Here is a 12,387-nt window from a genome sequence, read left to right as displayed (position 1 = left end):
CGTCAGATGAGCTTGGCTTCAGTGTGGAGAAGCTCGACGAGCTCCTGCACGGTCTCGACGGTCTTGCCCGCCTCGCGCTTCGAAGGAGACTCGACCTTGAGCTGCTTCACCTTGGGATCCGCCGAAACGCCGAGGTCGGCTAGGGGGATCTCCTTCAGCTCCTTCTTTCGGGCCTTCATGATGCCCGGGAGCGAGGCGTAGCGCGGCTCGTTCAGACGCAGATCGGACGTCACGATGCCGGGCAGCGTGAACGCGATCGTCTCGAGACCGCCGTCGACTTCACGGATGACCGTGACGTCTTGGCCTTCGATGTCGACCTTCGACGCGAACGTGGCCTGAGGCCAATCGAGCGCGGCGGCCAGAAGCTGGCCGGTCTGGTTGGCATCGTCGTCGATGGACTGCTTGCCGAGGACCACGAGCTCAGGCGACTCCTGCTCGACGAGCTTCGCGAGCACCTCGGCCGCGCGGGCCGGGTCGAGCTTGCCGTCGGTGATCACGAGGATCGCGCGGTCGGCGCCCATCGCGAGCGCCGTGCGGAGCTGCTCGGTCGAGTCCGTCGACCCAATGGAGATGAGCACGACTTCACCCTCTCCTTGAGCCTCCTTGATGCGGAGCGCTTCTTCGAGAGCGATCTCACAAAAAGGGTTGATGACGAACTTTACATTGTCCTCGACGATGCCCGTTCCATCGGGCTTTACGACGATGTTGGTCTGCGGGTCAGGAACCCGCTTTATGGGGACCAGAATCTTCACGCCGACGCTTCCTCCTTATGGAAATACCCTCGGGGGGAAAGAAAAACTTACCCGAGGTGTTCCCCCGTCTGGTAGCAATCTGCCCCCGCCTGTCAACGCAGCGCGGCAGAGGTGAGTTCCCAAAGTGGGGACGTTCTTTAATCTCCGCGGTTTCTTTAGTCGTCACTTTTTGCCGGTTTCGGCCGACCCGGCAGTGACTCCCACGCCCCGATCGTGCGCAGCAGCCCGCGTGTCGGCGTCGGGCCGGCGGGGCGGGGCGGGGCGGTCAGGGGTTGTAGCCGAGGCGGCTGGAGAGGTCTTTCCCGGCTCGGAGAGCCGCCGGCGCCACTTCCTGCTCGACGCGTTTCGCGGTCAGACGGTACTCGGGGGCAATGATCGAGAGGCTGCCGACGACCGCGCGGGTGTAATCGCGGATCGGAACGGCGATCGATCCGAGGTCGGCGAGGTATTCGCCCGAGTCGAGGGCGTACCCGCGTTCGGCGACCGCGCGCAGGTCGGCGATCAATTCGACACGCCGTGTGATCGTGCGGTCGGTGTGCTTCGTCAGCGTCTCTGGAAGAGAGTTCTTGATCTCCTCTTCGGACTCGAACGCGAGGTGAACCTTGCCCGCAGCAGTCGAGTGCAGCGGAAGCGACTGTCCGAGTAGAGACACTGTTCGAACCGGCTGATCCGCTTCGACGGCTTGTACGGGAACGACCGCGCCTCGTCGTAATTGCGAGAGGTAGATCGTCTCCTCGCAATCCTTCGCGACGCTCTCCATGATCGGCAGCGCCTGGCGAAGCAAACCCATCTGCCCGAGGTAGGTGTGGCCGATCTGCAGGCAGCGAATGCCTAAACGGTAGTTTTCCGTAGCCTTGTTTTGCTCGATGTAACCACGCGACTCGAGTGTTGCGAGCAATCGGAAGACGTTGTTCTTGTGGAGCTTGAGTCGTTTCGAGAGATCGGTGACGCCTAATTCATCGACATCGCCGCTGAATTGTTCGAGTACGTCGAGCGCGTGCGCGACGGATTGAATGACGTAATTGGTCTTCTCGCGGCGAACCATGTTAGGGCGCTCCGACGGGCCGGCAAGGCCCTTCCATAAAGCTGTTTTAAGGTAAGCTCGGAGTCGGGGTGTGTCAAACGAAGTGGGTCGGCCTCTTGGGGCCCTGTTTTAAAATCATTAGAGAAGACGGGGGGTAGAGTGATGGAGATCAAAACCGAGGACATCCGGATCGCCACGAAGGACGGTTCGATGGCCGCTCACGTGGCCTCTCCGGCCGGATCCGGGCCGTTTCCTGGCGTTTCGGTCGCGATGGAGGCCTTTGGCCTGAACAGGCAGATGAAAAGCGTCGCGGATCGGATTGCGGCGGAGGGCTGTGTCCGGATCGCACCCGATTTCTACTACCGCTCGGAAGACGGCTTGGCCGAGTATTCGGATCTTCCGAAGGCGATCGGCCTGATGAGCACTCTGGCCGACGAAGGCATCCTCTCGGAGGTCGATGCTTCGCCGTCCGCGGCGATCGCATCGGAATGCCCGGCTTCTGCATGGGCGGCAGGATGACTTTCCTCACGGACTGCAATCTCCGGCTCCAGGCGGCCGCGACGTTCTACGGCGGCGGCATCGGCGGGCTCCTCGATCAGGCGGGGGACCTCTCGTGCCCGATCGTCGCATTGTTCGGGGAGAAGGGCGGCTTCATCCCGCTCGACGAGGTGGATGCCGTGAAGGCGAAGTTCGCCGAGGTGCCGGGCTCGGCCGAGGGCGTTCTGTACGACGGTGGCGCTCGCGGATTCTTCTGTGACGAGCGTCCTTCCTATCAGGAGGCCGCTGCGGCAGACGCGTGGCAGAAGCTCCCGGCTCTCCTCCAGGACCATCTGGCCACGTGACGGTGTCGCGTGGGCGGGCAGGGGGTGATGCGCGCGAGTCGAGTTGGGTCTTCACGTGCGAGCACGGCGGTTGCGCCGTGCCGCGGGAATACGGCACGCTCGGCCTCGCACGCGCGGATTTGCGCGACCACATCGGCTGGGACGTCGGAGCGGCGGCTGTGATGAAGGCGGTGGCGGAGCAGCTCGGGGCGCCGAGCGTGGCGTCGAAGTACTCGCGGCTCCTCGTCGACTGCAATCGGACGCCCGACGAAGCGTCGCTGATCCCGCAGAGGAGTGACGGCCGGATGATCCCGGCCAACGCCAAGGTCACGAAGGTCGAACGACGCCGGCGACTGGCGCTCTACCACGAGCCGTACCACGACCGGGTGGACCGGATGGTCGCGCGCGCGCGCCGCGAGGCGGACGGGCGCACGGTCCGGCTCCTTTCCCTCCATAGCTTCACGCCGGCGATGGACGGTCGGACGCGCCGGCTCGACATGGGTGTTCTCTTCGACGACCACGAGCCGCTGGCGCGCGGTTTGGGCTTGGCGCTCAAGGGCCGAGGCTTCATCGTGAGGTACAACCAGCCTTACTCGGGTCTCGACGGACTCATCTATGCCGCGCGTCGCCATGGGCGGGCGCACGGCATCGGTTACGTCGAACTCGAGATCAACAACGCCCTCATCCGCACCGACGAGGCCTGCCGAAGCGTCGCGGCAGAACTCGCCGCTGCCCTCGACGCGTTGGACTGAGAGAAAAACGGCCCGCCGTGCAGTGCGCGGCGGGCCGTTCACATCCGCCGTAGAGCGGACGAGCGTTACTCGTACTCGTAGACAGTGACGTCGATCTCGGTCTCGCCCTCGACGCCCTTCGTGTCCTTGCAGACGAGGGTCACGATGAAGTCGCCCTCTTTCTTGTAGGTGTGCTTCGGGTTCAGCTCGCTCGACTTGGGTGTGCCGTCCCCAAAGTCCCACTCGCAGGTGAAGTCGCCGGTGTGGTCCTCCACGATTGACGTGAACATCACGATCAGCGGCGGGGTCCCTTCATCGGGCTCGGCCTCCGCGTCGACGTAGAGTTCGTCGATGATGATCGGAACGGCACTCGCCTTGGCGGCGGCAGGTTCCGTCGCGGCAGGTGCCTCGGCCGCCGGCGTCGGTGTGTCGGCGGTGTCGGGCTGGGTGCAGCCGGCGAGGAGAAGGGTGGTGCCGGCGATGCATCCGGCCAGGGTGATGCTCCACGATCGCAACGCTCTCATCTTGTGCTTGTTCCTCCGGGAATCAATTCTTGGGATGCGGGCCACAGCTGCCCGCCGATCTTCCCAGATGTACCACCGCCTCCGAGCCTTGGAAACAGAAAGCCTCGCCGTGGTAGCTCTTTGGGTCATGCGAATCGTGCTCTTCGGGCAAGCCGCCTTCGGCCAGCGAGTGCTGGTCGGACTCCGGGATTGTGGTCACGACATTGCGGCGGTCTACGCGCCCGCTCCCAGGGGTGACCGGGCCGACCCGCTCGCCGCCGAGGCGGAAAAGGCCGGCGTCCCGCTCCACACCCCCCCGAGCTACAAGACACCGGAGGTCGAGGCGCAGGTGAAGGCGGCGGAGGCCGACGTCGGTGTCCTGGCCTTCGTCACCAAGATCATCCCCCAGGCGGTCATCGACGCGCCGAAGCACGGGTCGATCTGCTTTCACCCCTCGCTTTTGCCCCGCTACCGGGGCGGCAGCGCGCTCGCGTGGCAGCTCATCACGGGGGAGACCCGAGGCGGTTTCACGGTGTTCTGGACCGATCCGGGCATCGATACCGGGCCGATCCTGCTCCAGGAGGAGATCGAGATCTCGCCTGACGACACCGGAGCCTCGCTGTATTTCGACAAGATCTTCGAGCCCGGCATCGCGGGTATGGTCGAGTCCGTGGATCTCATCGCCGCGGGCAAGGCGCCGCGGGTCGCCCAGGACGAGTCCGAGGCCACCTACGAGCCCCTCTGCAGGGACGAGCACGGCTGCATCCACTGGAACCAGCCGACCAAGAAGGTCTACGACCTGATTCGCGGCTGTGACCCTCAGCCGGGTGCGCATGCCCGGGCGGGTGGGGAGCAGAGCCGCTTGTATGGCGCGAAGCGGGGGCCGGCGCCGGATTCCGCGGTACCGGCGGGCACGGTGGTGAGCGTCGGGGACGGCGGCCTCACCGTGGCGGTTGGCTCCGGGGCGGACGCGGGCACTCTGACCATCGCCAAGATGCGGGTGGGGAAGGAAAAGCTCCCGGCCGCCGAGGCGGCGCAGCGACTCGGTCTGTCGGTCGGCGCGGCGTTCGGGGACGGAGAGGTATGAGGAGGTCCGGCCCCAGGTGGCCGGGGAGGAGCCTGCGGCATGACGAATCGGGCGTTCGAGTACTTCTTGCGCAAGGCGCATCCGACCCTCGCTCGTCTTCACGGCGCCGAGTCGCCTCTACCTCGAGTCCCAGGCAAGGCGTTCGCAAAAGCGCGAGTTCGCAGACGACTTCGTCTGGCACGTCGAGCGTGGTGATGACGGCGAGGTTTCGCTCGTGTTCGACGAGTGCGCGGTCAACAAGTGGTACGCCGCGCAGGACGCCGCCGATCTGAAACCCTACTGCAACTTCGTCGACGTGACCTACAGTCGCCTCATGGGGATGGGGATCGACGCGACCGAGACGATCGGCCTCGGCTGTGAGAAGTGCGCGCTGCGTTTCGAGCCCAAGCGAGACACCGTCATCCCGCCGACGCTCGACGGGATCGTTGAGAAGTCGTAGGCGACGCCCGGCGACGCGACCGGTTCGGATCTTCCGAAGGCTGTGGTAGCGTCCGCGCCCGTGGCACCCGAAGATTCGCTGCTCGGGGGATCCCCCTACATCGTGGTCGAGGGACCGATCGCGGTCGGCAAGACCTCGCTCGCAAAGATCCTGTCTCTCGAGTTCGGTGCCCAGGAGGAACTCGACCCCGCCGACCGGAACCCGTTCCTGCGTTCGTTCTACGGGGAGCAGGCCAGGTGGGCGCTTGCTGCACAGCTGAAATTCCTGACCCTAAGGCGAACCCAGCAGTCCAGAATAAAGGCTCTCGGGGCCGAGAATCAGGCCCTTGCCCGGCCGGTGATCAGTGACTATCTTCTCGCAAAGGATGAGATATTCGCACGCCTCACACTGGCGGAGATGGAGTTTGCTTTGTACCGCGAACTCTCTGGTGCGTTGGCGCAAAACGATGATAGTCAGTTCCGAAAGCCGGACCTCGTAGTCTACCTCGAGGCCAGCTACGAAGTTCTGCAAGCGCGACTGAGAAAACGAAACCGGGATTTTGAGCGTCACATTTCGCCAAAATACCTGGAATCACTTTCGGAAGCGTACAGGACGTATTTCCACTCGTATGAGGAAGCACCTCTTCTAGTCGTGAATTGTTCCGCGATCGATTTTCTCGAAAATGGCGACGAACGCGTCGACCTGATTCGGGAGATCCGGAGCGCGCGAAGAGGTGTGCAGCATTACATACCGCTGGGATCCAGATAGCCCGTCGACTCGTAAAGAGCGACGGATAGCTGGACCGGGACGGAGAATAGAGAGCCCCGCTGCAGAGCCTGCACGGTGGTTCCGGGTGAAACAGTCGGGCTAACTTCCGCCGACGCTCACCGCCTTCCGCTTCGGTCCGGGAGGTCTAGGTCGTGAGCGCACCAATCACTGTTCCGGAAATTCTCTCTTCGAAAGGGTCGGAACGCCGCCTGACGATGGTTACCGCGTACGATTGTACGTTCGCGAGCCTCATCGATCGCGCCGGCGTCGACATTCTTCTCGTGGGCGACAGCCTCGCCATGGTCGTCCAGGGGGAAGGGTCGACCTTGCCGGTCACCCTCGAAGAGATGGTCTATCACACCCGGCTGGTCGCTCGGGCGAACACGCGAGCCATGGTGCTCGGCGACATGCCGTTCGGGTCGTACCTGACCACGAACGACGCGCTCGTGAACGCCGGCAAGTTCCTAAAGGCCGGTGCGGGTGCCGTGAAGCTCGAAGGCGGAGTCGCTCAGGCCGAAAAGATCCGCGCGCTCGTCGATGCGGAGATTCCGGTCTTCGGCCACGTGGGCCTCACTCCGCAAGCCATGCACCGCATGGGAGGACACCGCGTGCAGGGGCGCGACAACGCGAGCCGGCAGAAGGTGCTCGAGGATGCCCGCGCGGTCGCCGAGGCGGGAGCCTTCGCGATGGTGATCGAGGGCGTGCCTCTCGACCTCGCGCGACAGATCACGGAAACCGTCGACATCCCGACGATCGGCATCGGTGCCGGCCCGCACTGCGACGGCCAGGTGCTCGTCATGCACGACCTGCTCGGAATCGACACGGGCGAGCGCAAGGTGCCTCGCTTCGTTCGCCGGTACGCGAACCTGGGTCGCCAGATCACCGAGGCCGTCGAAACCTACGTCGACGAGGTGAACACCGGCGCCTTCCCGAGCGACGATGAGTGCTACCACGTGAAGGGCAGCGCAGAGCGTGCCGGAGATCGACTCCAGCAGATATCGAAGATCGAAGAGATGCGCACCTGGTCCGCGCGTCAGCGCGGCGCCGGTCTCACCGTCTCCTTCGTGCCGACGATGGGCTATCTCCACGAGGGGCATCTCTCTTTGGTTCGCCAGGCGCGCGAGCGCGGCGACCGTGTGGTCGTCTCGATCTTCGTGAATCCGATTCAGTTCGACCGCGAAGACGACCTGGTCTCGTATCCCCGCGACCTCGAACGCGATCGTCGCCTGCTCGCAGAGGAAGGCGTCGACGTTCTGTTCACGCCGGATCCGCGACAGATGTACTCCGATGATTTCGTCACGACGGTCGATGTCGAGCGGCTCACGGATGATCTGTGTGGCGCACATCGCGCCGGACATTTCCGCGGCGTCACGACGGTCGTCAGCAAGCTGTTCCACGCGGTTCAGCCGGACGTCGCCGTTTTCGGATTGAAGGACTATCAGCAGCTCGCCGTCGTCCGACGGATGGTTCGCGATCTCGATTTCGGGATCGACGTCGTTGGCGGAGAGACCGTCCGAGAAAAGGACGGCCTCGCTCTGTCGAGCCGCAACGCTCGACTCGATACGGAATCGCGCATGGCCGCGATCTGCGTGCCGCAGGCACTCGACGCCGCGCGGTTGGCGGTCGCCGATGGTGAGCGCGATTCGGCCGGCGTAGAGAGCGTGGTGCGCACGTCTCTCGCCGCTGAGCCGCGGGCGACCGTGGAGTATGCCCGGATCGTCGACGTCGACTCCCTCGAAGCCGTCTCGAATCTCGAGCGGCCCGTTCAGCTTGCGGTGGCGATCTGGTTGGGCGGCGTCCGCCTCATCGACAACGTCCGGGTCGACCCTTCAGATGTGAGCCCGGACCTCATCACGAAATCTTCCGACACCGACCGGGTGTCGGGTTCGCACCAGGTCCCGACGGCCGCGCTCTACGCGAAGTCGTCCGGACGCTGATGAGCATCGTCATGGCCAAGACTCAGCCCATGCGCAAAGTCCTGCGAGGCAAGATCCACCGCGCCTCCGTCACCGGCGCCGACCTGCACTACGAGGGGTCCATCACTGTCGACAAGACGCTGATGGAAGGAATGGACCTCCTCGAGTGGGAGGCCGTTCAGATCTGGAACGTCACCAACGGTGAGCGCTTCGAGACGTACGCGCTCGAAGGCGAGCCAGACTCCGGCGTAATTTGCGTCAACGGAGCGGCCGCCAGGAAGGTCTCCGAGGGAGATCTCTTGATCATCGGTGCGTTCACGTGGATCGAAGAAGACGCCGCGCGCGCCCACAAGCCGATGATCGTAATGGTCGACGACGAGAACCGGATCAAACACCAGAGTGCAGTAGGCGCGGTCGTCGCCGTCTGATCGGCGCTGGGGCCTGACCCAAGATTGATCGGCGGCAGGTCGTCGTGTCCGTGAGGTACCAATTGAGTCCGAGCGTGGTGTCGTTCAGGATCCCACCGCGGGACGCGCCGCTCTCGTGGTCGAGACGTGAAAAGCGTGCGGCGACCTCCCAGACTCCTCAGCAACCGGAAGTGAACGCATCGCACCGCGGCGTGACACGTCCCCAGATCCCGCGCTGTCCCTCGAACAGTCGGTGGTCGTGGGTGAGGAGCCAGGCGGCCAGCACGTAGAGGCCGTGAAACGTCCGCGTTCCCTGGTCCACGACCGCCGCCTTGGTCAGAATCCCCGCCTTCTGCGTGTAGAGCCGACCCGCGGTGTAAGCGACCTCGACTCCGAAGCCGGAACCCGTCTGACTGAAGGTGTCGCCGAGTTGCTCGACGTTGGACGTGTCGGCGAACATGCTGATCTGGAAGGTGAGGCGGTTGTCGAGGAACGCCTGCAACGCGGATGCTCCCGTCTTTTTGCCGGTGAGAAGCGCGTTTGGAAGGCCGCGTTCCATGAGCACGGTCTGATTGCTGCTCACCAACTCTTCGAGGGAGAACGGTTCCTTGAAGTGGCCCAGCAAAACGAGGTCGACCGGGCCGATCTCGCGGAGCGCGAGGTAGATGTCGGCGAACAGCTGATTCGCGAAGTCGTATTGGAGCTTCCAGGCGACGTGCTTGCCCGTGGTGCCGCACACGTAGAAGCGAGCGCGGCGGACGACGGCGCGCGCAGCGGAGCCTCCCATGCCGAATTCTTGGTCTATCGCCGCACGGGGGATGACGACGCCCGCGTCGGTTTGGAGTCGCCCTCCGAGCTTGAAGGTCCCGTACTGTTCGGGTGAGTCGAGATACAGGCCTTCGTCCCACGTGAAGCTCCACTTGCCGATGTTCTCGGCGGCCTACTCGAGCGTCACGCGCAGACGCTCGGGCAGGACGTCGGGGATCAATCCGGCGTGCCCCGCAGGGGAGATCGGGAGGAGTGCGCAGAGCAGGGAGCCCCGCCCCGCGCACTCTCGCCGTTGAACGTTGCGACTTACTTGGTCGTTTCCTCGACGCTGATCGCGACCGCTTGGGTGTACATCATCTCGACGAGATCACCGACCTCGACGTTCTCCAGGTACTTGGGGTTCTCGACCTTGATCTTGCGGGTGCCGCCCTCGGGGCCCTTCAAGGTAACCGACGGCGGGTCGTCGCCGATCGCTTCGATCGTGGACGTCACGGTCACTATCCGTGCACCCATGGCGCCGGGCTTCTTGCCCTTCTCGGCGACGTCTGCGCCGCCGACCATCGTGACGCCGGGCGTTGCCTTGCCGGGGACCTTCACATCGAAGGCGACCGACTCGTAGTAGGCGACTTTCACGTCGTCGCCGGGGTCGATCTGGTCGAGGTTCTGAACCTCCGGGCCGAGGTCGAGCGTCACCGAGTGGCCGTCGGTTCGCTTGACCGTGACCTTACGGTTCTTCTTGTCGACCTTGGTGACCGTGGCGTGCCCCTCGACGACCGCCTCCTCGACGGTGGCCGCTTGAACCGTGCCCGTGTCGTCGACTTTCCGCTTGGGCGCGCAGGCGACGAGCGTCAGGGCGCAGGTCGCACCCACGAGGCTGATAAAACACTTGCTCTTGAACATGGCTCTCTTCTCTTTCATGGCGGCGAGGGTTAGCATGAGTCCCACGGCGAGCCTAACCGCTGCGGGGGCCGGTCGCGGCATGGTAGGCAGTGGATGATGTCCAAGCCGAATCGGAAGTCCACCGCGGAAGAGGTCTCGGCCGGAGTCGATCTCGCTGGGAAGACCGCGATCGTCACCGGCGCGAATGCAGGGATCGGCCTCGAGACCGCTCGGGTGTTGGCGCTTCGCGGAGCCCGCGTCGTAATGGCCTGCCGCGATATCGGTAAGGCGACCAAGGCGCGCAAGACGATTGTGCGTGAGTCCGAAGGTGCTCTGTCGCCCGAGTCCTTCGAGTTGCGCGAACTCGACCTGGCATCTCTGGCGTCCATCCGCTCATTTGCAAGCGACCTCAAGGACGAGAACCGCCCGATTCATCTCCTCCTGAACAATGCGGGTGTCATGCTTCCGGATCGGCGCGAGACCTCGGATGGCTTCGAAGCGCACTATGGGACCAATCATCTGGGCCACTTCCTACTCACGAACCTGCTGCTCGATCCCCTGCGTGCCGCCGGCTCGGCCCGGGTCGTCAACGTCGCCTCCGAGGCGATGCAGATGTCGGGCCTCACGACCGAGCTCGACGACCTCAACTGGGAACGAAAGAAGTGGAGTGGCTGGAAGGCGTACGGAAGTTCCAAGCTGATGAACTTGATGTTCACGCGGACCTTCCAGCGGCGCTACGCGGCCGAGGGCATCACCTCGAACGCGTTGCATCCAGGAATCGTGCGGACCGAACTCGCGCGGTCGCAATCCGGTCCGTTCATCGTTCTCGGCCTCTTCATGTGGCCGTGGATGAAGAAGGTCGGCGGCGGCGCGGCGACGAGCGTCTACGCGGCGACCGCACCGGAGTACGCAGAGACGGGCGGGGAGTACCTCGCAGACTGCAAGCCGACGCGCGCTCCGAAGCTCGCGGCCAAGGAATCTGTACAGGACCGGTTGTGGGAGATCAGCGCCGAGGCGACCGGTCTCGGTTCCTGACGACGACCGTACCGCCGTCGACGGGGTCGCATCAGAGTTCCGACGGAACGTCGTAGCGCTCCTGATACCCGGCGTGCTTCGCGCGCTCTTTGGCGAGGTCGAGTCCCGTATCGTCGAAGGTGTACTCGTGTGCCGCGCGGTCCCCGCGGGGACGTGACCCGAGCCTCGCCTGCAGTCGGGTTTCGAACGCCGTGCTGAACGTGATTTCGAAGTAGGCGTAGATGCGCTTCATGGTCGCGATGGGGTCGGCGACCAGGTCCACGTAGCGGATGTCGAGGATTTGATCTGTCGGGACCGTGCCGTCGTCGCGCTGCTGCGAGAGGTTGTCCATCTGGTACTGCGCGCCGAAGTTCATGGCCGCGACGATGCCATCGTAGTCGACCTCGTTGCTTCGCATCCAGCGCAGGGACGCCATCAAGTTCGAGAGCGAGCCGAGGACGCGGAGCGGGTCTCGGTGGGGAATGACGACGCGGGCGTCGGGGTAGGTGGCGAACAGGGTGGGAAGCAGGTGGAGGTGGCTCGGTGCCTTCAGCGCCCACCGCGTGCCCCGGTGTCGGGATTGGAGAAGGCGGAGGATTTTCTGGTGGTACTCGTACGCCGGGCGCTGGTCGTTGAAACTCGTCCACCCCATGTAGCTCGGAATGTCGAACTCCCCGATGAACTTGTCGGTCGAGAGCTGATGGGCGACGAGGAAGATGCACTCGTTTGGGAGGTCGCCCGCGACTTCCTGCATGCTCTGGAAGGCCGGTACGACTTCGTCCATCAGCGAGATCTCGCGGTGCGAGGCGAGGATGCGCGGGTCTGTCTCGTACGTCGCGGTCTCGGGCGGCGGGACTGAGTACATCATCTCCCAGAGCATTGGGACACGGTTGTCCGGATCCTGCGCGAGCAATTCGTGAAGGAAGGTCGTGCCGGCGCGGCCGAGACCGGTGACGACGATGGGCGCCTCGATCTTCTGGTCGCCGATCTCGGGGTGTCGCTTCACGTGGTCTTCGATCCGCAGACGGTTCGAGAGAAGTCGCTGAACGTCGGCGCGCGCGATGAGGCGGCCGACGAGTGTGAGCTTGGCCTCCTCCTCGAACGAGCGCAGCAGGACGCCTAGCGGTTCCCGAAACCAATCGTCGCCGAAATCGTCGAGGCCGGTCCCGGCCGCCGCATCGCGCAGGAGCCCGGCCGCGTCGAGCGAGACCAAGGAGCGACCTCCACCGTCGAGGTTCTCGCCGAGTGCGTTTAGTTGGTCGACCCACGGTGCTCGCGGCGGTGGCTGCCAACGCATGG

Annotated in this window: 11 protein-coding genes and 4 pseudogenes; 9 read left to right on the top strand and 6 right to left on the bottom strand. The window is 64.4% G+C overall.

Features of this window, described 5'->3' with window-relative positions; all coding sequences use genetic code 11:
• Window positions 1-2: 2 nt before the first annotated feature.
• Together P8R42_12075 and P8R42_12070 are read right to left on the bottom strand one after the other, a co-directional pair.
• Complete coding sequence (locus tag P8R42_12075; GenBank protein ID MDG2305359.1) at window positions 3-752, bottom strand: electron transfer flavoprotein subunit beta/FixA family protein; 750 nt, start codon at window positions 750-752, stop codon at window positions 3-5.
• Between the two features lie 265 nt (window positions 753-1,017).
• Entirely contained in the window at window positions 1,018-1,797 is a 780-nt protein-coding gene (locus P8R42_12070) for an IclR family transcriptional regulator (protein MDG2305358.1), read from the bottom strand.
• Between the two features lie 249 nt (window positions 1,798-2,046).
• Between P8R42_12070 and P8R42_12065 the strand changes: the two are divergent.
• Window positions 2,047-2,618: pseudogene (locus P8R42_12065) on the top strand (dienelactone hydrolase family protein).
• Window positions 2,615-3,349: an N-formylglutamate amidohydrolase gene (locus tag P8R42_12060; GenBank protein MDG2305357.1), complete on the top strand. Its 735-nt coding sequence runs from the start codon at window positions 2,615-2,617 to the stop codon at window positions 3,347-3,349. The pseudogene P8R42_12065 and the gene P8R42_12060 overlap by 4 nt, the downstream one beginning before the upstream one ends.
• 65 nt (window positions 3,350-3,414) lie before the next feature.
• On the opposite strand, the gene P8R42_12055 is transcribed toward P8R42_12060, so the two are convergent.
• Window positions 3,415-3,852: a PKD domain-containing protein gene (locus P8R42_12055; protein MDG2305356.1), complete on the bottom strand. Its 438-nt coding sequence runs from the start codon at window positions 3,850-3,852 to the stop codon at window positions 3,415-3,417.
• 127 nt (window positions 3,853-3,979) lie between these two features.
• Here P8R42_12055 and P8R42_12050 point away from each other — a divergent pair, with 127 nt between their 5' ends.
• The 6 genes and pseudogenes from P8R42_12050 to P8R42_12025 all read left to right on the top strand — a co-directional run bounded on the left by P8R42_12050 (window position 3,980) and on the right by P8R42_12025 (window position 8,448).
• Entirely contained in the window at window positions 3,980-4,918 is a 939-nt protein-coding gene (locus tag P8R42_12050; protein MDG2305355.1) for a methionyl-tRNA formyltransferase, read from the top strand.
• 214 nt (window positions 4,919-5,132) lie between these two features.
• A complete protein-coding gene (locus P8R42_12045) occupies window positions 5,133-5,357 on the top strand; it encodes a hypothetical protein (protein MDG2305354.1) in 225 nt (74 codons plus the stop codon).
• A 60-nt stretch (window positions 5,358-5,417) separates the two neighbouring features.
• Window positions 5,418-6,104: a deoxynucleoside kinase gene (locus P8R42_12040; protein MDG2305353.1), complete on the top strand. Its 687-nt coding sequence runs from the start codon at window positions 5,418-5,420 to the stop codon at window positions 6,102-6,104.
• A gap of 152 nt (window positions 6,105-6,256) precedes the next feature.
• Window positions 6,257-7,045: pseudogene (gene panB, locus P8R42_12035) on the top strand (3-methyl-2-oxobutanoate hydroxymethyltransferase).
• 54 nt (window positions 7,046-7,099) lie between these two features.
• Window positions 7,100-7,921: pseudogene (gene panC, locus P8R42_12030) on the top strand (pantoate--beta-alanine ligase).
• Window positions 7,922-8,070: 149 nt separating this feature from the next.
• Window positions 8,071-8,448: an aspartate 1-decarboxylase gene (locus P8R42_12025; GenBank protein MDG2305352.1), complete on the top strand. Its 378-nt coding sequence runs from the start codon at window positions 8,071-8,073 to the stop codon at window positions 8,446-8,448.
• On the opposite strand, the pseudogene P8R42_12020 reads toward P8R42_12025, so the two are convergent.
• Window positions 8,408-9,322: pseudogene (locus P8R42_12020) on the bottom strand (porin). The gene P8R42_12025 and the pseudogene P8R42_12020 overlap by 41 nt on opposite strands.
• Before the next feature lie 179 nt (window positions 9,323-9,501).
• Window positions 9,502-10,095, bottom strand: a complete 594-nt coding sequence (locus P8R42_12015) for a hypothetical protein (GenBank protein ID MDG2305351.1) — start codon at window positions 10,093-10,095, stop codon at window positions 9,502-9,504.
• 96 nt (window positions 10,096-10,191) lie between these two features.
• Between P8R42_12015 and P8R42_12010 the strand changes: the two genes are divergently transcribed.
• On the top strand, window positions 10,192-11,109 hold the full coding sequence (locus tag P8R42_12010) for an SDR family oxidoreductase (protein MDG2305350.1): 918 nt from the start codon (window positions 10,192-10,194) through the stop codon (window positions 11,107-11,109).
• Between the two features lie 31 nt (window positions 11,110-11,140).
• Here P8R42_12010 and P8R42_12005 read toward each other — a convergent pair whose 3' ends face one another.
• Window positions 11,141-12,385 (bottom strand): sulfotransferase, encoded by a 1,245-nt coding sequence (locus P8R42_12005; GenBank protein MDG2305349.1) that lies wholly within the window; start codon window positions 12,383-12,385, stop codon window positions 11,141-11,143.
• Between the last annotated feature and the right edge of the window lie 2 nt (window positions 12,386-12,387).

Source organism: Candidatus Binatia bacterium (genome assembly GCA_029243485.1).
In the GTDB taxonomy this organism is placed as follows: domain Bacteria; phylum Desulfobacterota; class Binatia; order UBA12015; family UBA12015; genus VGTG01.
The sequence above is the reverse complement of the archived record's forward strand: the minus strand, read 5'-3'. Positions and strand labels throughout refer to the sequence as shown.

Bases quoted from the DNA above. Each gene is read 5' to 3' on its own strand.
- P8R42_12070 (MDG2305358.1), bottom strand. From the start codon at position 1,797: ATGGTTCGCCGCGAGAAGACCAATTACGTCATTCAATCCGTCGCGCAC.
- P8R42_12055 (MDG2305356.1), bottom strand. From the start codon at position 3,852: ATGAGAGCGTTGCGATCGTGGAGCATCACCCTGGCCGGATGCATCGCC.
- P8R42_12050 (MDG2305355.1), top strand. From the start codon at position 3,980: ATGCGAATCGTGCTCTTCGGGCAAGCCGCCTTCGGCCAGCGAGTGCTG.
- P8R42_12025 (MDG2305352.1), top strand. From the start codon at position 8,071: ATGCGCAAAGTCCTGCGAGGCAAGATCCACCGCGCCTCCGTCACCGGC.
- P8R42_12015 (MDG2305351.1), bottom strand. From the start codon at position 10,095: ATGTTCAAGAGCAAGTGTTTTATCAGCCTCGTGGGTGCGACCTGCGCC.
- P8R42_12010 (MDG2305350.1), top strand. From the start codon at position 10,192: ATGTCCAAGCCGAATCGGAAGTCCACCGCGGAAGAGGTCTCGGCCGGA.
- P8R42_12005 (MDG2305349.1), bottom strand. From the start codon at position 12,385: ATGCGTTGGCAGCCACCGCCGCGAGCACCGTGGGTCGACCAACTAAAC.